This is a genomic window from Stenotrophomonas sp. 2YAF26, assembly GCF_052114625.1.
Classification (GTDB): Bacteria; Pseudomonadota; Gammaproteobacteria; order Xanthomonadales; family Xanthomonadaceae; genus Stenotrophomonas; species Stenotrophomonas indicatrix.
Map to the genome: position 1 here is coordinate 25,149 of NZ_JBFRFC010000024.1, position 19,570 is coordinate 44,718.

21 protein-coding genes, 1 other RNA gene and 1 pseudogene are annotated in these 19,570 nt (G+C 66.2%); 13 read left to right on the forward strand and 10 right to left on the reverse strand.

Annotation, left to right across the window (positions count from 1 at the left end; all coding sequences use genetic code 11):
- Positions 1 to 46: 46 nt before the first annotated feature.
- The 4 genes from AB4Y98_RS18790 to ssrA form a co-directional block, all read right to left on the reverse strand.
- Positions 47 to 514, reverse strand: coding sequence for a hypothetical protein (locus AB4Y98_RS18790; RefSeq protein WP_032977818.1), 468 nt, complete (start codon positions 512 to 514; stop codon positions 47 to 49).
- A 92-nt stretch (positions 515 to 606) separates the two neighbouring features.
- Complete coding sequence (locus AB4Y98_RS18795) at positions 607 to 930, reverse strand: hypothetical protein (protein WP_279209288.1); 324 nt, start codon at positions 928 to 930, stop codon at positions 607 to 609.
- Between the two features lie 24 nt (positions 931 to 954).
- On the reverse strand, positions 955 to 1,308 hold the full coding sequence (locus AB4Y98_RS18800) for a TM2 domain-containing protein (RefSeq protein WP_442244981.1): 354 nt from the start codon (positions 1,306 to 1,308) through the stop codon (positions 955 to 957).
- Between the two features lie 119 nt (positions 1,309 to 1,427).
- Positions 1,428 to 1,820, reverse strand: a transfer-messenger RNA (tmRNA) gene (ssrA, locus tag AB4Y98_RS18805).
- Positions 1,821 to 1,983: 163 nt separating this feature from the next.
- Between ssrA and AB4Y98_RS18810 the strand changes: the two genes are divergently transcribed.
- Both AB4Y98_RS18810 and AB4Y98_RS18815 read left to right on the forward strand, forming a co-directional pair.
- Positions 1,984 to 2,415: a GNAT family N-acetyltransferase gene (locus AB4Y98_RS18810; RefSeq protein WP_025878858.1), complete on the forward strand. Its 432-nt coding sequence runs from the start codon at positions 1,984 to 1,986 to the stop codon at positions 2,413 to 2,415.
- A 141-nt stretch (positions 2,416 to 2,556) separates the two neighbouring features.
- Positions 2,557 to 3,129 (forward strand): hypothetical protein, encoded by a 573-nt coding sequence (locus AB4Y98_RS18815; RefSeq protein WP_025878859.1) that lies wholly within the window; start codon positions 2,557 to 2,559, stop codon positions 3,127 to 3,129.
- Between the two features lie 81 nt (positions 3,130 to 3,210).
- Here AB4Y98_RS18815 and AB4Y98_RS18820 read toward each other — a convergent pair whose 3' ends face one another.
- Both AB4Y98_RS18820 and smpB read right to left on the reverse strand, forming a co-directional pair.
- Positions 3,211 to 3,639, reverse strand: a complete 429-nt coding sequence (locus tag AB4Y98_RS18820) for a GNAT family N-acetyltransferase (protein ID WP_442244914.1) — start codon at positions 3,637 to 3,639, stop codon at positions 3,211 to 3,213.
- Complete coding sequence (gene smpB, locus AB4Y98_RS18825) at positions 3,639 to 4,142, reverse strand: SsrA-binding protein SmpB (RefSeq protein ID WP_025878861.1); 504 nt, start codon at positions 4,140 to 4,142, stop codon at positions 3,639 to 3,641. The genes AB4Y98_RS18820 and smpB overlap by 1 nt, the downstream gene beginning before the upstream one ends.
- Positions 4,143 to 4,199: 57 nt before the next feature.
- Between smpB and AB4Y98_RS18830 the strand changes: the two genes are divergently transcribed.
- Positions 4,200 to 4,625, forward strand: coding sequence for a type II toxin-antitoxin system RatA family toxin (locus AB4Y98_RS18830; RefSeq protein ID WP_025878862.1), 426 nt, complete (start codon positions 4,200 to 4,202; stop codon positions 4,623 to 4,625).
- A gap of 3 nt (positions 4,626 to 4,628) precedes the next feature.
- The gene (locus tag AB4Y98_RS18835) at positions 4,629 to 4,886 is read left to right on the forward strand and encodes an RnfH family protein (RefSeq protein ID WP_428704188.1); all 258 of its coding nucleotides are present in this window, start codon (positions 4,629 to 4,631) and stop codon (positions 4,884 to 4,886) included.
- Positions 4,887 to 4,921: 35 nt separating this feature from the next.
- Here the strand turns inward: AB4Y98_RS18835 and AB4Y98_RS18840 are convergent, their stop codons facing one another.
- A complete protein-coding gene (locus AB4Y98_RS18840) occupies positions 4,922 to 5,317 on the reverse strand; it encodes an outer membrane protein assembly factor BamE (RefSeq protein ID WP_025878864.1) in 396 nt (131 codons plus the stop codon).
- Positions 5,318 to 5,420: 103 nt separating this feature from the next.
- Here AB4Y98_RS18840 and fur point away from each other — a divergent pair, with 103 nt between their 5' ends.
- Positions 5,421 to 5,828 (forward strand): ferric iron uptake transcriptional regulator, encoded by a 408-nt coding sequence (gene fur, locus AB4Y98_RS18845; RefSeq protein WP_025878865.1) that lies wholly within the window; start codon positions 5,421 to 5,423, stop codon positions 5,826 to 5,828.
- A gap of 63 nt (positions 5,829 to 5,891) precedes the next feature.
- On the opposite strand, the gene AB4Y98_RS18850 is transcribed toward fur, so the two are convergent.
- Positions 5,892 to 7,142 carry an SGNH/GDSL hydrolase family protein gene (locus AB4Y98_RS18850; protein ID WP_442244915.1) on the reverse strand — a complete coding sequence of 417 codons (1,251 nt, stop codon included), beginning with the start codon at positions 7,140 to 7,142 and terminating at the stop codon, positions 5,892 to 5,894.
- Positions 7,143 to 7,239: 97 nt separating this feature from the next.
- Between AB4Y98_RS18850 and AB4Y98_RS18855 the strand changes: the two genes are divergently transcribed.
- On the forward strand, positions 7,240 to 8,157 hold the full coding sequence (locus tag AB4Y98_RS18855; RefSeq protein WP_442244916.1) for a LysR family transcriptional regulator: 918 nt from the start codon (positions 7,240 to 7,242) through the stop codon (positions 8,155 to 8,157).
- A 37-nt stretch (positions 8,158 to 8,194) separates the two neighbouring features.
- Here the strand turns inward: AB4Y98_RS18855 and recN are convergent.
- A pseudogene (recN, locus tag AB4Y98_RS18860) lies at positions 8,195 to 9,775 on the reverse strand (DNA repair protein RecN); the annotation flags it as partial.
- 115 nt (positions 9,776 to 9,890) lie between these two features.
- Here recN and hrcA point away from each other — a divergent pair.
- The 4 genes from hrcA to dnaJ all read left to right on the forward strand — a co-directional run bounded on the left by hrcA (position 9,891) and on the right by dnaJ (position 14,951).
- On the forward strand, positions 9,891 to 10,955 hold the full coding sequence (hrcA, locus tag AB4Y98_RS18865) for a heat-inducible transcriptional repressor HrcA (RefSeq protein WP_025878869.1): 1,065 nt from the start codon (positions 9,891 to 9,893) through the stop codon (positions 10,953 to 10,955).
- 63 nt (positions 10,956 to 11,018) lie between these two features.
- Positions 11,019 to 11,534, forward strand: coding sequence for a nucleotide exchange factor GrpE (gene grpE, locus AB4Y98_RS18870; protein ID WP_025878870.1), 516 nt, complete (start codon positions 11,019 to 11,021; stop codon positions 11,532 to 11,534).
- 203 nt (positions 11,535 to 11,737) lie between these two features.
- Positions 11,738 to 13,663, forward strand: a complete 1,926-nt coding sequence (gene dnaK / locus AB4Y98_RS18875; protein WP_099820185.1) for a molecular chaperone DnaK — start codon at positions 11,738 to 11,740, stop codon at positions 13,661 to 13,663.
- Between the two features lie 154 nt (positions 13,664 to 13,817).
- Positions 13,818 to 14,951, forward strand: coding sequence for a molecular chaperone DnaJ (dnaJ, locus tag AB4Y98_RS18880; protein WP_025878872.1), 1,134 nt, complete (start codon positions 13,818 to 13,820; stop codon positions 14,949 to 14,951).
- Between the two features lie 99 nt (positions 14,952 to 15,050).
- On the opposite strand, the gene AB4Y98_RS18885 is transcribed toward dnaJ, so the two are convergent.
- Entirely contained in the window at positions 15,051 to 15,848 is a 798-nt protein-coding gene (locus tag AB4Y98_RS18885) for an AraC family transcriptional regulator (RefSeq protein WP_093819924.1), read from the reverse strand.
- Positions 15,849 to 15,921: 73 nt separating this feature from the next.
- Between AB4Y98_RS18885 and AB4Y98_RS18890 the strand changes: the two genes are divergently transcribed.
- The 3 genes from AB4Y98_RS18890 to AB4Y98_RS18900 all read left to right on the forward strand — a co-directional run bounded on the left by AB4Y98_RS18890 (position 15,922) and on the right by AB4Y98_RS18900 (position 19,570).
- Positions 15,922 to 17,121: an MFS transporter gene (locus AB4Y98_RS18890; RefSeq protein WP_134832383.1), complete on the forward strand. Its 1,200-nt coding sequence runs from the start codon at positions 15,922 to 15,924 to the stop codon at positions 17,119 to 17,121.
- Between the two features lie 464 nt (positions 17,122 to 17,585).
- Entirely contained in the window at positions 17,586 to 18,449 is an 864-nt protein-coding gene (pdxY, locus tag AB4Y98_RS18895; protein ID WP_442244917.1) for a pyridoxal kinase, read from the forward strand.
- Entirely contained in the window at positions 18,446 to 19,570 is a 1,125-nt protein-coding gene (locus tag AB4Y98_RS18900; RefSeq protein WP_442244918.1) for a prephenate dehydrogenase, read from the forward strand. Before pdxY ends, AB4Y98_RS18900 begins: the two co-directional genes overlap by 4 nt.

Consider the following 19,570-nt stretch of genomic DNA (forward strand, 5'->3'; position numbering starts at 1 on the left):
GGACCGTGCCCGGCGAACCCCGCCTGTCAGCCGGTCTCCCCGCAGATCATCCCTCGATCAGGCAGGTCACCGCAGCCGAATAACCTTCGTAGTCGTCACCGGCACCCACATGCAGCGTGTGCGTGGCATCAATCTTCTTGAGGTAGGAAGGCGCTTCGGTCTCGGCCGCGTCGTTGACCGTCGTCACTCCCCAGGATCGGGCCAAACGCTGGTGATCGACGCCCTGCAGATACACATGCAGGCTCTTGTAAGGCTTGGAAATACTCACATCCGCGCTGGCCACGGTTCCACCGAACAGCGCCACCGGCTTGCCCTTGGGCTCGAACACGCTGCCGGGGTCGCGGCTCAGGCCGGCGGCATGGAATGCCTGCTCCACCTGCGCTTCAGTGAAATCGGAACCCGCCTTGCAGGCCAGCAGAGTTTCCAGCGCGGTGGTGCTGGTTGCCGGAGGTGCGGCAACAGCGGCGGTTGTCAAGGGCAGGCCCAGCATCAGGGCGATAAGCGGCTTGTTCATTGCAGGTCCTTCTGTATGTCGCGGAGCAGCGGAGGCGCCGGCACCAAGTCCGGGAAGACAGGCTGAAGTGTGGGGCAGGGCAGCGTTGTCGGCTAGGCCCCCTCGCTGGGCTGCCAAGCGATTCTCCGATCAAGGGCATCCAAGGCCAGTTGCGCCCACTGGCGGACCTCTTCCAACGGATGCTGCAGCTCAGCCCGCAGGGTCGGGCTGACCGTGCTGTCGCCTGATTCGCCGAGCAGTTCCAGCAGCTTTCCGCGCGAGTAACCATCATCCACGGCCGGCAGCCGGGCAAGCAGGTGGGGCACCGCAATGGCCGCGGCCGGGCGAAGACCCCAGTAGGCGTCTTCGAAGGTTGCTGGATCCTGATCCAGGATCTGGTCGAGCCAGGAGACAACGTCGATTCTGTCGAGATCCATGGCGGCCCCTCCCGTAGCCAAGGATTACACCATCTGCACGCCAGAGGCGTCGGTTTCCACTGTGATCATTTCCACCAGTGCCCATAGGCCGGTGAACAGCACGCCGATCAAGAGCCAGCCCAACAACAGCGTGATCAGTAGTTGGCAGACCGCCCGTCCGTGGTAACCGGCATAGAAGTTGTGCACGCCGAAAATGCCCAGGAACAGGGCGAGCAGGATGTAGATGGCACGGTTCCTGGCGATAGGCGCGGATTGCGAAACCGGTGCCGCATAGACAGCGTCGCTTGGCTGCTGAGTGGCCGGTGGGGCAGCTGCATCGCAGGTCGGGCAGAGCGCCGGATCGCTGCGTGCCTTGCAGTTGCATTCGGAGCTGTTCATCAACGCCACGGTGCTTCTCCTTGTCGAGGCAGCGGTTCTGGACCTGATGCGGCCAACAAAAAAGCCAGACCCCAATCGACGGGAGATCTGGCTTTTCGTGCCCCGAAGGGCGGTACAAATGGTGGAGGTGGGCGGAATTGAACCGCCGTCCGAAGGCACTCCATCCCCAGCACTACATGCTTAGCTCACCGTTGAATCTCATCCCCGAGCAGCACGGTGTGCAAAGCGCACCCGGGAACCAGCCTGTTGTGTTCTTGTGCCGGACTGACAGGCAGCCGCCCAGCGCGATTCCATGATAATGACTCTACGCTGCGAGCATGGACACAAGCAGTTTCGAGGCTCCGCCTAAGTCGGCAGAAGGTCACGCACCGCAGTTTTTAGGCTGCGAGAGCGACCGGAGCGTAGTTGTCGTCGTTGGCAACTAGAGTTTTGCAGCTGGATTTACGAGGAAAGCTACCCCCTCGGCATGCGCCAGGCGACTTCACAACCCCCGTCGAAACCAATGCACCCCCGGTTTCTTCAAGTTCTGCAAGGTACGAGGCCTGTTCCGTGTCGCCACGGTCAGTACCTGCCCAACGCTGCGCATGCTACGCCAAAAAACCTGAACAGTCACCCGCTTCCGCAGGTCGCTTGCTAGCATCGGCGGTTCCGATAGTTGCCCAGGGAATGGACCGCATGCAGCTCGAAATCGCCGTGACCGACGCCCCCAGCCCGCAAGCACTGGAGCTGATTGCCGATGGCCTGGATCAGTTCAATCTGCAGGCGGCCGGCCATGCCGATCGACGCACCTTGGCCGTGCTGGCCACCGATCCGGCCAGCGGCGAAGTGGTGGGTGGCTTGAGCGGGCGCACCTCGCTGGGCCTGTTGTTCATCGACCTGTTCTACCTGCCGCCCGCACAGCGGGGTAATGGCCTGGGGTCGCAGATGCTTGCCGCTGCCGAAGAGGAAGCGCGCCGACGCGGCTGCCGTTCCGCCGTGCTCTACACCATTAGCTTCCAGGCGCCGGACTTCTATGTGAAGCATGGCTGGACCGTATTCGGCCAGGTCCCGTGCGATCCACCGGGGACTAGTCGCGTGTTCCTCAGCAAGGATCTCCGCGCGGCGTGAATGGCAGGCGTCGGCCGGTCGTCACGCCAATCCGCAACATGTTGTAGAGCTTCCGTCATAGCGGATTGCTAACGTCGTGGGCACGAATTTGCGACACACTGGCTACGACCATTCCAGCCAGAACAGATACGGAGACGGCCGGTGACCGAAGCAATGCAACAGCGCAGCCTGCGTCAGCTGGTTGGCCCGGTAGGGGCCGATTACCAGCGGCGGGCACTGCCGCCCGGCTGGGTCTGGGCGGTGCTGGCGGTGTTGTTGGCTGCAACCTGGGCAACCGAGTTGCCGGCCACGGCTGCAGCCGCGCTGATCGCCAGTGCGGTGGTGGTGCATTGGCCTCGGCGTGGCCGCTTCCATTGGCTGGGCTGGCGGCTGCCGGCCCTGGCGGTATTGGCCGCACTCCTGTGGGGTCCGGATGTACTGTCACAGTGGTTCGAACATGGCCTGGCCTTGACCCTGATGTCGCTGGCCAGTCTCAGTATTGGCGTGCACGTGTGGCAGTCGCGGCAACTGGCGCGGCAGCTGCAGGCCTCCGCCGACGCGCTGGACGACGCCCAGTTGCTGGCCCTGCTGCCCGTCGACGCCGCGCGGCTGGCGCAGCAGTGGCGTGCCGGTGATGATCGCCATGCCCCGGAGCTGTCGGTGGTGATGCACCTGGCGGTGATGCACGCGGCGCTGTCACCGCGTCTGCGCGGGCAGGGCATGCTGGCGGGTTGAGTCGTTGCCCGTAACGGTGGGCGATGCCCGCGCTGGGGCAGTCTGGCGCAAACCTTCGAAAGCCGACGGAGGTGCCGTGGGCTAAAGGACTGGCAGCACCTTGCGCAGATAGATCCGCTCGTGGCCCGGCGGGCAGTCGGGGAGCCGCCCGAACACTTCATAGCCCTGCCGCAGGTAGAAGTGTTCGGCCTGCCAGTCGAAGGTGTCGAGCATCACCCCGCACGCACCAACGTCACGGGCCTGGGTCTCGGCATCCGCCAACAGGCGCTGGCCGATGCCACGCCCGCGAAGTTCCGGGTCGACCCACAGGACATGCACCTGCAGCCAACCTGCGCAGACATCTGCAAGCAGTCCGCCGCGCAGTTCACCTTGTTCATCGCGCCAGGCCAGCCGGACCGGCACGTCTTCGAAGTGGAAACCGCTGCTGGCGCGGTTGAACGCAGACAACCGCGCGCACAGCTCGCGCGCGTCTTCAGCATTGGCCGCCGCAGGAGCGTCGGCGCGCTCCATCAGGCGTCGCGGTTGCCGCGACGCATTACCCGCTGCTTCTCGATCGCCCAGTCACGATCCTTGGCGGCATCGCGCTTGTCGTGGGTCTGCTTGCCCTTGGCCAGCGCCACTTCCAGCTTGATCTTGTTCTTGCTCCAGTACATGGCGGTGGGCACGATCGTGTAGCCATCACGCTCGACCTTGCCAACCAGCTTGTCGATCTCGCTCCGGTGCAGCAGCAGCTTGCGCTCGCGCCGGTCGTTGGCCACCACGTGGGTGGAGGCCTGGATCAGCGGGGTGATCTGCGCGCCGATCAGGAAGATCTCGCCGTCCTTCACATAGGCGTAGGCGTCGACGATGTTGCCGCGGCCAGCGCGGATCGACTTCACTTCCCAGCCCTGCAGGGCCAGGCCGGCTTCGAAGCGGTCTTCGATGTGGTACTCGTGACGGGCACGCTTGTTCAACGCGATGGTCTTGTTGGCCGTCGCGCTCTTTGCTTTATCCTTGCCGGTGTTCTTGCTCATTTCCGTATTGTCTCCGATTCGGGCCCGCCCGGTCGATTGCCGAAGCGTCCTGTATTCATGCCTACTATCCGCCGCAGTGCCCTGGTCGAACATTCGGCCGCGCGCATGTTCGATCTGGTCAACGACGTCCAGGCCTATCCGCGCCGCTTCCGCTGGTGCTCCGACGCCCGCATCCTCGAGCAGGGCGAAGACCGGCTGGTCGCTCGCCTGGACCTGGGCCTGGGTTCGTTCAGCACCTGGTTCCAGACCGAAAACACCCTGCAACGCCCGCACAGCATCGACATGCAGCTGCGCGAGGGGCCGTTCAAGCAACTGCACGGCCGCTGGGAATTCCACGCCCTGGCGGAAGATGCCTGCAAGGTCACCCTCACCCTGGACTTCGAGCCGAGTTCACGCCTGCTGGGTCCGGCGCTGGCCATCGGCTTCCAGGGATTGGCCGATCGCATGGTCAACGATTTCGTCCGCGTCGCCGACGAGGGCTGAACGATGATCGAGGTCGAGGTCGTGCTGGCTTGGCCACAACAGGTGCTGTCGCGCCGGCTGCAGCTGGAGGAGGGGACGACCGTGGCTGATGCCGTGGCAGCGGCCCGGCTCGAAGGCAGTGCCGACTGTCCTGCCGCCGCCGTGCATGGCGTACTGGCGCAGCCGCATCAGGTGCTGCTGGATGGTGATCGTGTGGAGCTGCTGCGTGGCCTGCAGGCCGACCCGAAGGACAACCGCCGGCGACGCGCGCGCGGCGGTTGATCTCCAAGGCCCGTCCGGAGGACGGGCAGGGTGGCTCAGCGGCCGCCCTTCTTCTTCTTGTCCTTCGGCAGATTGCGGCCGAACTGGCGCACGGTCTGCTGGGCAAGGGCCTTGTCGTTGGCCGGGAAGTAATCGCCATCCCAACGGGTGACCACATCATTTTCGAAGTACACGACGAAATTCTTCACGTCGGTACGGCCCAGGCGGTTCACGCGTTCGGTCGAGGTGTAGTCCCAACGCTGGGCATGGAACGGATCCGGCACCGACGGGGTGCCCAGCAGGGCAGTGACCTGCTGCTTGCTCTGCCCGACCTGCAGTTTGGCAACGGCATCTTCCCGGATCAGGTTGCCCTGGTAGATGGGTTGCTTGTAGATGATGCCGCACCCGGTGGTGGACAAGGCGACGGCGGCGACCAACAGGAGATTGCGCATCGGGACTGGCGGTTGGGGAAATCAATCCGATGATACACTCCCGGCGTGCCACCGCGACCCAATCCGAGGCAGCTGGCGCTAAATCGCCAATGAACGGAGACCTATGGAAACCCACGACCTGCGTAAAGTCGGCCTGAAGGTGACCCATCCGCGGATGCGGATCCTGGCGCTGCTCGAGCAGCGCAATGCCCAGCACCACATGACCGCCGAAGACATCTACCGCCAGCTGCTGGAGCATGGCGATGAGATCGGCCTGGCCACGGTGTACCGGGTGCTGACCCAGTTCGAGGCCGCCGGCCTCGTGCTCAAGCACAATTTCGAAGGCGGCCAGGCCGTCTACGAACTCGACCGCGGCGGCCACCACGACCACATGGTCGATGTGGACAGCGGCAAGATCATCGAGTTCGAAAGCACCGAGATCGAAGACCTGCAGCGCAAGATCGCTGCCGACCACGGCTACGAGCTGGAAGAGCACTCGCTGGTGCTGTACGTGCGCAAGAAGCGCAAGTAAGCCCCGCAGCCAGCTGATTGCGACGAAACCCCGGGCATGCCCGGGGTTTTTGTTTGTCTGGCCTCAGCGTCGCGGTAGATCCACGCCATGCGTGGGTGGCCCCATCAGGACGTCCAGATCCACCGCCTCGGCCATCGCCCGGTTCCCCGCATCGCCCGGGTGCAGGTGGTCACCGGAGTCGTAGGCAGCCGCCATCCGTGAGGGATCGGCCGGATCGCGCAGGGCCGCGTCGAGGTCGATCACCGCGTCGAACGGGCTGTCCGTGCGCAGCCAGGCGTTGAGCTGCTGGCGCAGGGTGTCCTTGTCCGCGGCGTAGTAGTCGTCCAACGGGGTGCCGGGCAGGGCGCCGGCAAACGGGGGCAGGGTCGCGCCGAGGATGCGCAGGCCGCGTGCGTGGGCGCGCTGGGCCAGGTCGCGGTAGCCGGCCTGCAGCTCGGCCAGGCTGGGCCGGGCCTGCGCGCGGGCAAAGGCCGTGCCCGGCCAGCTGATGTCGTTGATGCCGATCAGCACGATCACACTGGCGACACCGGGCTGGTCGAGCACGTCACGCTGGAAACGCTTGCGGGCCGATTCGCCCATGCCATCGCGCAGCAGGCGACCGCCGGATATGCCGGCATTGACCACCGCTACACCTTCTGGTGCCAGCCGCGCGGCGAGGTGATCGGTCCAGCGCTGGTCCTGGTCGAGGCTGGCGGTGGCGCCATCGGTGATCGAATCGCCGATCACCACCACGCTGCGCGCGATGGCCGGGGCCTCGACGTCGATAGCCGACAGGAGCAGGCGGGCCGTGGTGCTGCTGGCGTCGTGCAGCGCGGGCCGTTGATGCTGGTCGCCTGGCGCAATCCAACTGGTCTGCCGCCCTTCCCAATGGAAGGTCTGCAGCGGCGTGCGGTCGGGCAGGTAAACGCTGACCTGCACCGCCTGCTGATCAGCGGTGGGAAGGGACAGCGGATCGCTCAGGCGGTCCTGCCCAGGCGCAATCACGACCCCGGGCTGGCCGTCGAAGCGCAGCGGCTGCGGCGTGTCCCCCGTATGGGCGGCGATGCTGGCAGCGCCGATCCGCAAAGGTTGGGTGCCGTAGGCATTGCTCAGCCGGACCCGCAGGCGCGACCCGCCCAGGCTGATGCGAGCGCTCTGGCGGAAGGTCTGGTCCTGCAGTTGGCCGGGAATGAAGGTAGGGAACAGGAAATCGCTGCCCCACACCGGCTGCGGGCTGGCTTGCCAGCTGGCGACCCAGTGCGGGGCAGGTGACGCAGCGGCGGCGCCGGACAAGGCAAGCAGGGCGGTAGCGGTCAGTTGGCTCAGGCGATTCATCGGGATGACCTGGTGGGAGGGACGGTCATGGTGCGTCCAGGGTTATCTGTGACCTAGACTGCGCATGGACAATCATCTGTGAATCGAATTCATTGACATGGCACGCACCGACATCAACCGATCCGGCGAACTGGAAGTGTTCGTGCGGGTGATCGAAACCGGCGGCTTTTCCGCCGCCGCCCGCAGCCTGGAGATGACGCCGTCGGCGGTCAGCAAGCTGGTTGCGCGGCTGGAGCAGCGGCTGGGTACGCGCTTGCTGCAGCGTTCCACCCGCCAGTTGCAGCTGACCCCGGAGGGCTGCGCGTTCTATGAGCGCGGCCTGCGGGTGCTGGCCGATCTGGAAGAGGCCGAACGCTGCGCCAGCGCCCACGCCGAGCCGCGCGGGCGGCTGCGGGTCAATGCCAACGTGCCGTTCGGCCAGCACTTCCTGGTGCCGCTGCTGCCGGAATTCCTGCAGCGCCATCCGCAGGTCGGTGTGGACCTGACCCTGACCGACGAGGTGATCGATCTGCTGGAGCAGCGCACCGACGTGGCGGTACGGGCCGGCCCGTTGAAGAGTTCCAGCCTGGTCGCGCGCCGGCTGGGTGCAACGCGGATGATGATCGTGGCGGCACCGGCCTATGCGGCACGACACGGACTGCCGGGCAATGCCGACGCGCTGCTGGCGCACAACCGGTTGGATATCGGCCATGCACGGTCGGTGCAGGGCTGGCCGCTGCTGCAGGATGGCCAGCAGTTGCGGGTGCTGCCGAGCGGGAATGCGCGCGCCAGCAATGGCGACGCGCTGCGTCAGCTGGTGTTGGGTGGGCTGGGCCTGGCCCGGCTGGCGGCGTTCCAGGTGCAGGCCGACATCGCGGCAGGCCGGTTGCTGCCGGTGCTGGAGGACGCCAACCCGGGCGACCTGGAAGAGGTGCACGCGGTGTTCCTGGGGCAGGGGGGCTACCTGCCGCTGCGGGTGCGCGCGTTCCTTGATTTCCTGGTGGAGAACGTCGACCTGACGCAGCCGCGGGGGTAGTGCCGGCCGCTGGCCGGCAGCGTCATGACCTTCGTCCACGTGCGTTGGGTTGCCGGAGCTTCTCCACCGCGCTCTGGGTCATGCCTTCCACCGGTGCCTTGCTGACCCGGTAATGCGCGTGGCCCTTGGAGGCGACCTGCGGCAGGTGGGTCACGCACAGCACCTGGCGCTTTTCGCCGAGGGCGCGCAGCTTCTGGCCGACGATATCGGCCACCGCGCCACCGATGCCGGAGTCGACTTCGTCGAACACCATGGTCGGCACTGCATCCAGGTCGAGCGCGGCTACTTCGATGGCCAGCGAAATACGTGACAGCTCGCCACCGGAAGCGACCTTGCGCAGCGCACGCGGTGGCTGGCCCGCATTGGCTGCCACCAGGAACTCGACGCGCTCGGCGCCCTGCGGGTCCGGCTTGCCGTTGTCCTGCGGCTCCAGCTCGATCAGGAACTGGCCGCCGCCCATGCCCAGCTCCGCGATGATGCCGGTGGTGGTGGCCGACAGCTCGGCAGCAGCGGTGCGGCGGCTGGTGGTCAGTGCTGCGGCCTCGACGCGCCAGGCCGCTGCGGCCTTTTCAATTTCGCCGGCCAGACGCTGCAGGCGCTCGTCGGCGCCGCGCAGCTGTTCCACTTCGGCGTGCATGCGCTCACGCTGCGCACCCAGCTCATCCATCGGCACGCGGTGCTTGCGGGCCAGGTCGTGCAGGCGGCCGAGGCGGCGCTCGTTCTCCTCGAACTGGTCCGGATCGGCGTCCAGATCGTCATGCACCCGGTCGAGCAGGGCCAGGGCCTCGTGCAGCTGGATGGAGGCGCTGTCGATCAGGGCATCGACGTCGCCCAGCCGCGGGTCATGTTCGGCCACCCTGGCCAGTTCATGCCGCACCTGCTGCAGCAGATCCAGCGCCGAGTGGCCTTCGTCGCCGTTGAGCTGGTCCGAAGCTGCCTGGCAGGCGGCCAACAGGGCGCTGGCGTGCGCCTGACGGCGATGGCTGGCGCCGAGCGCGGTGATCGACTCCGGCTCCAGATCCTCACGGTCCAGTTCACGCAGCTGGTGTTCGAGGAAGCCGATGCGGTCACTCACGTCGCCCTGTTGCGACAGTGCGAGGGATTCATCGACCAGCGCCTGCCAGGTGGCGGCAGCGCGGCGCACCTGGCGGCGTTCGCTTTCGTTGCGGGCATAGGCGTCCAGCAGGGCCAGCTGCGACGGGCGCGTCAGCAGGGCCTGCTGCTCATGCTGGCCATGGATCTCCACCAGCAGGCCGGCGAGGTCGGCCAGCTGCGCCAGGGTGACCGGGCGGCCGTTGATCCACGAGCGCGAGCCGCCGTCGGCGCGGATCACGCGGCGCAGCTGGCACTGGTCTTCATCGTCCAGCTCATTGCTGGCCAGCCACTGGCGGGCGGCCTGCAGCTGGTCCAGCGCGAATTCGGCCGACAGTTCGGCCCGGGCCGCGCCATGGCGGACCACGCCGCTGTCGGCGCGCAGGCCGGACAGGAAGCCCAGAGCGTCGACCATCAGCGACTTGCCCGCGCCGGTCTCGCCTGAAACCACGGTCATGCCCGGCCCGAACTCCAGTTCGGTGGCGCGGACGACGGCGAAATCCTTGATTGAAAGATGTCTGAGCATGGGTAAGGGGGTGTCTGCAGCCGCGCAACGCTAGCACGCGCGGCGGGGTCGTCCAATGACTTGCCAAGGGGATGCGTCGCCATTATCTAATGTCCCTGTCTCACAGGTTGATTCCATGCACGGTTCTCCCGACCAACTTGCCCCGCGCGCGCGGCACCTGCTGCGCACGCTGATCGCGCGCTACATCCAGGATGGCGAGCCCGTGGGTTCGCAGACGCTGGCGCGCGTGGCCGGCCTGGAGGTCAGTCCGGCCACCATCCGCAACATCCTCGGTGACCTGGAAGACCTGGGCCTGCTGGCCTCGCCGCATACGTCGGCGGGCCGGATTCCGACCGCGCATGGCTACCGGGTGTTCGTCGACAGCCTGTTGCAGATGCAGCCGCCGGGCGAAGGGGAGCTGGCCCGACTGCGTCAGGAGCTGGCCGGAGGCGGCAGTACCCAGGCGCTGCTCGGCAGTGCGTCGGAGCTGCTGTCGGCGATGAGCCACTTCGTTGGCGTGGTCAGCGCGCCGCGCCGCGAGCAGTTCGCCTTCCGCCAGATCGATTTCGTGGCGCTGGACGGGCGCCGGGTGCTGGCGATCCTGGTGTTTGCCGACAATGAAGTGCAGAACCGGGTGATCGAGACCCGCCAGGACTTCGCACCGGGGCAGCTGGAGCAGGTGGCCAACTACCTCAATGCCCACTTTGCCGGGCTGCCCCTGGCCGAGATCCGTACCCGCCTGCTGCTGGAGCTGCGCGACGCCCGTTCCGAGCTGGAACAGGTGCTGGCGCACAGCGTCGAGCTGGCCGAGCAGGCCTTGCAGCCGCCGGCCGACGACATGCTGGTGGCCGGCCAGACGCGTCTGATGGGGGTGCAGGACCTGTCCGACCTGGAGCGCCTGCGCGAGCTGTTCGAGCTGTTTTCCAGCAAGCGCGAGATCCTGCAGCTGCTGGAGCGGACCATCCAGGCCCCCGGCGTGCGCATCTTCATCGGCGAGGAAACCGGCGTGGTACCTCTGCAGGGCGTCTCGCTGGTCACCGCGCCGTACACCGCCAACGGCCAGGTACTGGGCGTGCTGGGCGTGATCGGGCCGAAGCGGATGGCCTACGACCGGATGATTCCGCTGGTCCAGGCCACCGCCGATGTGCTCGGCGCGGCCTTTTCGCCGGGCGGGCGAACTCCGGGTGCATCGGACGCTTGAAACGCAGCATCCCGCCCACACTAGGGTGGGTGGAGGCGGAGAGTGACCGCCAGGGACCCAGACATGAATCAAGATCAGCCAGACATCGCCGCCCAGCAGGCCGCCGCCGACGCAGCTGCCGCCGAGGGCGTCAACGAACAGATCGAACAGCTCCGTGCCGAAGTGGAGCAGGTCAAGGCCGAAGCGCTGCGTGAGCGCGCCGACCTCGACAACCAGCGCAAGCGCGTGGCCCGCGACATCGAACAGGCGCGCAAGTTCGCCAACGAGAAGCTGCTGGGCGAACTGCTGCCGGTATTCGACAGCCTCGATGCCGGCCTCAAGGCCGCCGGTGACGATGCCCACCCGCTTCGCGAGGGCCTGGAGCTGACCTACAAGCAGCTGTTGAAGGTCGCTGGTGACAACGGCCTGGTGCTGCTGGACCCGACCGGGCAGCCGTTCAACCCGGAACACCACCAGGCGATCAGCCAGGTCGCTGCCCCCGGCGCCGCCCCGGGCAGCGTGGTGACCGTGTTCCAGAAGGGCTACCTGCTCAACGAGCGCCTGCTGCGGCCGGCGCTGGTGGTGGTTGCCGCCGATTGACCGCGGGCGCCGGGCCTGGCCTGGCGCGGGTTTTCCCGCCGCGACCGGGGCATCGGCACGACCGACGCTGAACGTGTTGGGCGAACGGAAACACAGCGTTCGGGGGATGGCTTGAATGTTCCACGAGCCTCCCCCACATCCCATTCATCCACCGGCCGAACGGCCGGGCTGACAAAAACAACATCCTTCAAGGAGTCTCCCCCATGGGCAAGATCATTGGTATCGACCTCGGCACCACCAACTCGTGCGTGGCGATCATGGACGGCGGCAAGGCCCGCGTCATCGAAAATTCGGAAGGCGATCGCACCACCCCGTCGATCGTCGCCTACACCAAGGACGGCGAAGTCCTGGTCGGTGCCTCGGCCAAGCGCCAGGCCGTGACCAACCCGAAGAACACCTTCTACGCGGTGAAGCGCCTGATCGGCCGCAAGTTCACCGACGCCGAAGTGCAGAAGGACATCGCGCACGTCCCGTACAGCATCCTGGCCCATGACAATGGCGATGCCTGGGTGGCCACCAGCGATGCCAAGAAGATGGCGCCGCAGGAAATCTCGGCCAAGGTGCTGGAGAAGATGAAGAAGACCGCCGAGGACTTCCTCGGTGAGAAGGTCACCGAAGCGGTCATCACCGTGCCGGCCTACTTCAACGACAGCCAGCGCCAGGCAACCAAGGACGCTGGCCGCATCGCCGGCCTGGACGTCAAGCGCATCATCAACGAGCCGACTGCGGCCGCGCTGGCCTATGGCCTGGACAAGGGCGACAACAAGGATCGCAAGATCGTTGTGTACGACCTGGGCGGCGGCACCTTCGACGTTTCGGTGATCGAGATCGCCAATGTCGACGGCGAGAAGCAGTTCGAAGTGCTGGCCACCAACGGCGACACCTTCCTGGGTGGCGAAGACTTCGACAACCGCGTCATCGAGTACCTGGTTGAAGAGTTCAACAAGGACCAGGGCATCGACCTGCGCAAGGATCCGCTGGCCCTGCAGCGCCTGAAGGATGCTGCCGAGCGCGCCAAGATCGAACTGTCCAGCGCCCAGCAGACCGAAGTGAACCTGCCGTACGTCACCGCTGACGCGTCGGGTCCGAAGCACCTGAACATCAAGCTGACCCGCGCCAAGCTGGAGTCGCTGGTGGAAGAGCTGATCAAGAAGTCGATCGAGCCGTGCCGCGTGGCCCTGAACGATGCCGGCCTGCGTTCGAGCGACATCAGCGAAGTGATCCTGGTCGGCGGCCAGACCCGCATGCCGAAGGTGCAGCAGGCTGTCACCGAGTTCTTCGGCAAGGAACCGCGCAAGGACGTCAACCCGGACGAAGCCGTGGCACTGGGTGCTGCGATCCAGGGCGGCGTGCTCGGCGGCGACGTCAAGGACGTGCTGCTGCTGGACGTGACCCCGCTGTCGCTSGGCATCGARACSATGGGCGGTGTGTTCACCAAGATCATCGAAAAGAACACCACCATCCCGACCAAGGCCTCGCAGGTGTTCTCCACCGCCGAGGACAACCAGTCGGCCGTGACCGTGCACGTGCTGCAGGGTGAGCGCGAGCAGGCCCGCTTCAACAAGTCGCTGGCCAAGTTCGACCTGTCCGGCATCGAGCCGGCCCCGCGCGGCCTGCCGCAGGTGGAAGTGTCCTTCGACATCGACGCCAACGGCATCCTGCACGTGTCGGCCAAGGACAAGAAGACCAACAAGGAACAGAAGGTCGAGATCAAGGCCGGTTCGGGTCTGTCCGAGGAAGAGATCGCACGCATGGTCGCCGACGCGGAAGCCAACCGCGAAGAAGACAAGAAGTTCCAGGAGCTGGTGCAGGCCCGCAACCAGGCCGATGCCCTGATCCACGGCACCCGCAGCGCGATCACCGAGCACGGCAGCAAGGTCGGTGGCGAAGTGATCGGCAAGGTGGAAGCGGCCCTGGCCGATCTGGAAACCGCGATGAAGGGTGACGACAAGGCGCAGATCGAAGCCAAGTCGAAGGTGCTGGAAGAAGCTGGCCAGTCGCTGTTCGCTGCGGCTTCGGCCGACCAGGGCGGTGCCGCCCCGGGTGCCGACGCCGGCAATGCGGGCAAGGCGCAGGATGACGTGGTGGACGCCGAGTTCACCGAAGTCAAGGACGACAAGAAGTCCTGATCCGGACCGACACGGGACGCTGGTTGCCAGCGTCCCRTTGTCGTACCAGGGTCCTGACCGCCCTCTGGCGTGTCGGGGCGCCCGACGCAAGAGCGGACCTGGTTCCGCTCTTCCGCTTTGACGAATCCCGACTTTCCGGAATGCGATCCACGATATGAGCAAGCGCGATTACTACGAAGTGCTGGGCGTTGCCCGCACCGCCACCGACGAAGAACTGAAGAAGTCCTACCGCCGTTGCGCGATGAAGTTCCACCCGGACCGCAACCCGGGCGATGCGGCGGCCGAAGCCTCCTTCAAGGAGTGCAAGGAAGCCTACGAAGTCCTGTCCGACGGCAACAAGCGCCGCATGTACGACAGCCATGGCCACGCCGCGTTCGAACACGGCATGGGCGGTGGTGGCGGTGGTCCGGGCGGCCCGGACATGAACGATATTTTCGGCGACATCTTCGGCAACATCTTTGGTGGTGCCGGCGGTGGTGGCCCGCGCCAGGCGCGTCGCGGCGCCGACATCGGTTACGTGATGGAGCTGGACCTGGAAGAAGCGGTGCGTGGCGTCGAGCGCCGCATCGAGATTCCGACCCTGGCCGAATGCGGCGACTGCGATGGCAGCGGCTCGGAAGACGGCAAGGTCGAGACCTGCAACGTCTGCCATGGTCGTGGCCAGGTGCGCATCCAGCGCGGCATCTTCGCCATGCAGCAGGCCTGCCACAACTGTGGTGGCCGTGGCCAGATCATCGCCAAGCCCTGCAAGACCTGCCACGGCAACGGCCGTGTCGAAGAAGACAAGGTGCTGTCGGTGAAGGTGCCGGCGGGCGTCGATACCGGCGACCGCATCCGCCTGGCGGGTGAGGGCGAGGCCGGCCCTGCGGGGACGCCACCGGGCGATCTGTACGTGGAAGTGCGCGTGCGTGAGCACCACATCTTCCAGCGCGACGGCGACGACCTGCACTGCGAAGTGCCGATCCGCATTTCGCAGGCCGCACTGGGCGATACCGTGCGCGTGGCCACCCTCGGTGGCGAAGCGGAAATCCGTATCCCGGCCGAGACCCAGACCGGCAAGCTGTTCCGCCTGCGCGGCAAGGGTGTTCGTTCGGTACGCAGCCGCAGCGAGGGCGACCTGTACTGCCGCGTTGTGGTGGAGACGCCGGTCAACCTCACCAGCGACCAGCGCAAGCTGCTGGAGCAGTTCGAAGCCACCTTCAACGGCGAGGATGCGCGCAAGCACTCGCCGAAGTCGGCGACCTTCATCGACGGCGTCAAGGGCTTCTGGGATCGGATGACGTCCTGATCCCTTGAGGGAAATGTTGAACGACAGCGCCGGGCCATGCCCGGCGTTTTCGTTTCCGGTGCAGCAGATCCGCACCATGCGTGCACGCGGTGCAACGGATCAACGGAAAAACGCCGCCGGCGTCTGCCCCAGCTGGCGCTTGAACATGCTGGTGAATGCACTGGGGCTGTCGTAGCCCATCGCCAGCGCCACATCGATCACCTTCTCGCCGCGGGCCAGCCGTTCCATCGCGGCCAGCAGGCGCGCCTGCTGCCGCCACTGGCCAAACGTCATGCCCAGTTCGCTGGCGAAGTGGCGCTGGATGGTTTTCACGTCGATCGCCAACGCCTGCGCCCAGTCCTGCAGGGTCGCTTCGTCGCCGGGATGTTTCTGGATGTGCTGGCAGATCCTGTGCAGGCGCGGGTCGACGGGCTCGGGCAGGTGCAACGGCAGTACGTCCATGCGGTGCAGTTCGTCGAGCATCAGCCGCACCACGCGGCCATCGCGGCTGTCTTCTTCATGCGGTCCGTCGATCAGGATGGCTGCCTGCAGCAGTTCGCGCAGCAGGGGTGCTACCTGCACGGCGAAGGGCTCGGCGGGGAGCTGCGGGGCGAATGACGGTTCGATGTACAGGCTGCGCATGTGCACCTCGGCGATGCAGTCCACCGCATGCGCCATGCCCGCCGGCATCCAGATGGCGCGGGTGGAGGGCACCACCCAGCGGCCGACCTCCGAGCGCACCACCATCAGCCCGGACATGGAATAGACCAGCTGGTGCCGTCGGTGCTTGTGCGCCGCGATGTGGGTGCCGGCGCGGTAGTCGCGTGCGCGGCAGGTGACCGGGCGATGCACCGGCACCTCGTTCCACGGCGCGGTTTCGCGGACGGGACAGGGGGTGTCCTTTTTGCGATAGGCCATGACCAGAACGCGGCAGAAGGGAGCGGATGCCCACCGTAGCATGCACGGCTCGCCCCCATCCTGACCGTGCGCAATGTCGACTCTGGCTTCTCCCGCCGTATCCGCCCGCCCCGTATCGCCAGGAGTGCTGGCGGCCATCTCCAGCTCGCACATGGTCAACGACATGATGCAGTCGCTGATCCTGGCCATCTATCCGGTGATCAAGGGCGGCTTCAATCTCAGCTTCACCCAGATCGGCCTGATCACGCTGACCTACCAGCTCACCGCGTCGATCTTCCAGCCGCTGGTCGGCCTTGCCACCGACCGCCGGCCGGCCCCGTACTCGCTGCCGATCGGCATGGCCTCGACCTTGTGCGGCATGCTGCTGCTCGGCTTTGCGCCCAACTACGCGATGGTGCTGCTGGCCGCCGCGCTGGTAGGTATCGGTTCGGCCATCTTCCATCCGGAAGCCTCGCGCATCGCACGCCTCGCCTCCGGCGGCCGTCATGGCCTGGCGCAGTCGGTATTCCAGGTGGGAGGCAACTTCGGCACGGCGCTGGGGCCGCTGATCGCCGCAGCGGTGATCGTGCCCTATGGCCAGCATGCCGCATCTTGGTTTGCCGGTGCAGCGTTGATCGGCATTGCCCTGCTGACCTATGTCGGTCGCTGGTACTCGCTGCATCTGGGTGCGCCCCGGCCAGCAGCACACGGTGTGACTGCCGCGCGCCATCCGCCGCGCACGATCGCCCGGGTGCTGGCCATCCTGCTGGTGCTGATCTTCAGCAAGTACTTCTACATGGCCAGCATCGGCAGCTACTTCACCTTCTACCTGATGCATCATTTCGGCATTCCGGTGGCGCAGGCGCAGCTGCATCTGTTCGCCTTCCTGGTGGCGTCCGCCGCGGGTGGATTCTTCGGCGGGCCGCTGGGCGATCGTATCGGTCGCAAGCCGATCATCTGGGCCTCGATCCTGGGCGTGGCACCGTTCGCGCTGATGCTGCCGCATGCCGACCTGCTGTGGACGACGGTGCTGGCGGTGCTGATCGGCTTCGTGCTGTCTTCGGCCTTCTCGGCGATCGTGGTCTACGCGCAGGAAATGATGCCGCACCGCATCGGCATGGTGTCCGGGTTGTTCTTTGGCTTTGCCTTCGGCATGGGCGGCCTCGGAGCAGCGGTGCTCGGTCTGCTGGCTGACAAGACCAGCATCGAATTCGTCTACCAGCTGACCGCGTTCCTGCCGTTGCTGGGCATCGTCGCGGCCTGGCTGCCGCCGTCAAGGCCTACTGCGCACTGAGGGGTGTTCTTCGGCAGGGCTGCGCCCTGCACCTGCAGATGCCACGGCAACGGCCGAAGCAACGGCCGAAGCAACGGCCGAAGCAACGGCGACAGCGGGGTTCCTGCGGGATGGCGGGGTGGGCCCGGTTGCGGGGGACGCTGCAAGTACGTCCCTGTAAGCTCGGTCGCGCCATCCATGGCGCTCACGCCCCCGCAACCGGACCCACCCCGCCTTCGACAGATCTCCGCAATCTGTCGGGATGGCATGACTGGATCTTGGTGGGTGTCGACCTTGGTCGACACGTCGCGGATGCTCTTCGATTCGAATTCGAAATATTCGATTCCGATGGAGATTCATCCACACATGTCGTGGCTCCATCACCATCCGTCACCGGGAAACTGTCGAGGGCGGGGCGGTATGGGGCTGCAGGACCGTTGGCGCCATGGATGGCGCCATCGAGCCCCCATGGATGGGTTTACGGCGTGTCCTGCAGCCCCATACCGATCGATGTCATTTCGGTCCAATCACAACTGGTCTACGGCCATGCCGGCAACAGCGCCGCGCTGCCCCCGATGCGTGCGCTCGGCGTGCGCGTGGCCTCGATCCCGACCACGCTGCTGAGCAATGCGCCGTTCTACGAGACCACCCGTGGCCGTGTGCTGCCCAGCGACTGGTTTGCCGATCTGCTGCTCGGCACGCATGAACGTGGTCTTCCGCAGCGGGCGAAGATGCTTGTCTCCGGTTACTTCGGCAGCGCTGCCAACGGTGCTGCGTTTGCTGATTGGCTGGACGAGATCCTGCCGGCATGTCCGCAGCTGCGCTACTGCCTGGACCCGGTGATYGGCGATACCCACACCGGTCCCTATGTGGAGCCAGGACTGGAAGCGATCTTCGCTGAGCGCCTGCTGCCGCATGCATGGCTGGTTACCCCGAATGCCTTCGAACTCGGTCGCCTGACCGGCATGCCGGCGCTGGCCGAAGTCGATGCCATTGCTGCCTCGCGCGCGCTGCTGGCGCGGGGGCCGCAGTGGGTGCTGGCACACAGCGTCGGTGGCAATCCGGGCGAGCTGGTGACGCTGGCTGTGGGTCGCGAGGAAACCTGGCGCTGGACCTCGCCGCTGTTGCCGGTGGATGTGGCAGGCACCGGCGACGTGCTGATGTCGCTGATGGTGTCCTTCCTGCTGCGTGGTGAGCCGATGCAGATGGCCATCTCGCGGGCCATCGCCGGCACCCATGCGGCGCTGGAGGCGACCCTGGCCCATGGCTTCGAAGAGTTCGACGTGATCGCGGCCGCACCGGCGGCGCTGGCCGACGGCATGCGCTTCCGCGCCGAACGGCTGGCATGAGCGATCTGCACGAACGCACGCCGCGCACGGTCGGCATCGTCGGCAGTGCCGGCGCCTATGGGCGCTGGCTGACCCGGTTCTTCGAACAGCACATGCAGGTGCGGGTGATCGGCCACGATCCGGCCGATCCGGGTTCGCATGCGCCGGAGCAGTTGCTGGAACAGGCCGACGTGTTGGTGTTCTCCGCACCGATCCGGCACACGTCCACGTTGATCGCCGAGTACGTGCGCCTGTCGGCGGGCCGCGAGCAGGAACGCTTGTGGCTGGATGTGACCTCGGTGAAGGAAGCGCCGGTGCAGGCGATGCTGGCCTCGTGCGCCGAAGTGGTGGGCCTGCATCCGATGACGGCGCCGCCCAAGGCGCCGACCCTGAAGGGCCGGGTGATGGTGGTCTGCGAGGCAAGGCTGTTGCATTGGCGGCCTTGGGTCGACGCGTTGTGCCTGGCACTGCAGGCCGAATGCGTGCGCGCCACCCCGCAGCACCATGACCAGATGATGGCGCTGGTGCAGGCGATGGTGCATGCGACCCACCTGGCCCAGGCGGGTGTGCTGCGCGAGTACCAGCCGCAGCTGGGGACGCTTGCGGCGATGCTGCCGTATCGATCGGCTTCGTTTGAACTGGATACGGCGATCATCTCGCGCATCCTGTCGTTGAATCCGGCGATCTACGAAGACATCCAGTTCGGCAATCCTTATGTGGCGCCGATGCTGCAACGTCTGATCGGCCAGCTGCAGACGCTGCAGGTACAGGTGGGGCAGGGCGACGACGCTGCGCGGGGCGCGTTCCGCGATCACCTGCTGGAGGCCAACAGGAGTGCCTTCGGCGATCAGGCGCTGGCTGCGGGCAACTACACCTTCGAGCGCGTCGGCTATCTGCTGGCCGACCTGACCGAGCGCAATGCACTGTCGGTACATCTGCCTGAAGACCGCGCCGGTTCGTTGCGTGAGCTGCTGAACGTGTTCGAGCAGCACGGCATCAGCCTCGCCTCGATCCACTCCTCGCGCACGCCTGCCGGCGAAGTGCATTTCCGCATCGGTTTCGTGGCCGGCAGCGAGCCAGGGGCTATCGCGGCAGCCGCGGCCGAAGTGGATGCCAGCGGGATCGGCCGGGTGCTGGCGTAA

Bases quoted from the DNA above. Each gene is read 5' to 3' on its own strand.
- AB4Y98_RS18790 (WP_032977818.1), bottom strand. From the start codon at position 514: ATGAACAAGCCGCTTATCGCCCTGATGCTGGGCCTGCCCTTGACAACC.
- AB4Y98_RS18885 (WP_093819924.1), bottom strand. From the start codon at position 15,848: ATGGCCTATCGCAAAAAGGACACCCCCTGTCCCGTCCGCGAAACCGCG.
- AB4Y98_RS18890 (WP_134832383.1), top strand. From the start codon at position 15,922: ATGTCGACTCTGGCTTCTCCCGCCGTATCCGCCCGCCCCGTATCGCCA.
- dnaJ (WP_025878872.1), top strand. From the start codon at position 13,818: ATGAGCAAGCGCGATTACTACGAAGTGCTGGGCGTTGCCCGCACCGCC.
- hrcA (WP_025878869.1), top strand. From the start codon at position 9,891: ATGCACGGTTCTCCCGACCAACTTGCCCCGCGCGCGCGGCACCTGCTG.
- AB4Y98_RS18835 (WP_428704188.1), top strand. From the start codon at position 4,629: ATGATCGAGGTCGAGGTCGTGCTGGCTTGGCCACAACAGGTGCTGTCG.
- AB4Y98_RS18900 (WP_442244918.1), top strand. From the start codon at position 18,446: ATGAGCGATCTGCACGAACGCACGCCGCGCACGGTCGGCATCGTCGGC.
- AB4Y98_RS18855 (WP_442244916.1), top strand. From the start codon at position 7,240: ATGGCACGCACCGACATCAACCGATCCGGCGAACTGGAAGTGTTCGTG.
- AB4Y98_RS18810 (WP_025878858.1), top strand. From the start codon at position 1,984: ATGCAGCTCGAAATCGCCGTGACCGACGCCCCCAGCCCGCAAGCACTG.
- AB4Y98_RS18830 (WP_025878862.1), top strand. From the start codon at position 4,200: ATGCCTACTATCCGCCGCAGTGCCCTGGTCGAACATTCGGCCGCGCGC.
- AB4Y98_RS18800 (WP_442244981.1), bottom strand. From the start codon at position 1,308: ATGAACAGCTCCGAATGCAACTGCAAGGCACGCAGCGATCCGGCGCTC.
- AB4Y98_RS18840 (WP_025878864.1), bottom strand. From the start codon at position 5,317: ATGCGCAATCTCCTGTTGGTCGCCGCCGTCGCCTTGTCCACCACCGGG.
- grpE (WP_025878870.1), top strand. From the start codon at position 11,019: ATGAATCAAGATCAGCCAGACATCGCCGCCCAGCAGGCCGCCGCCGAC.
- smpB (WP_025878861.1), bottom strand. From the start codon at position 4,142: ATGAGCAAGAACACCGGCAAGGATAAAGCAAAGAGCGCGACGGCCAAC.
- AB4Y98_RS18850 (WP_442244915.1), bottom strand. From the start codon at position 7,142: ATGAATCGCCTGAGCCAACTGACCGCTACCGCCCTGCTTGCCTTGTCC.
- AB4Y98_RS18820 (WP_442244914.1), bottom strand. From the start codon at position 3,639: ATGGAGCGCGCCGACGCTCCTGCGGCGGCCAATGCTGAAGACGCGCGC.
- AB4Y98_RS18795 (WP_279209288.1), bottom strand. From the start codon at position 930: ATGGATCTCGACAGAATCGACGTTGTCTCCTGGCTCGACCAGATCCTG.
- fur (WP_025878865.1), top strand. From the start codon at position 5,421: ATGGAAACCCACGACCTGCGTAAAGTCGGCCTGAAGGTGACCCATCCG.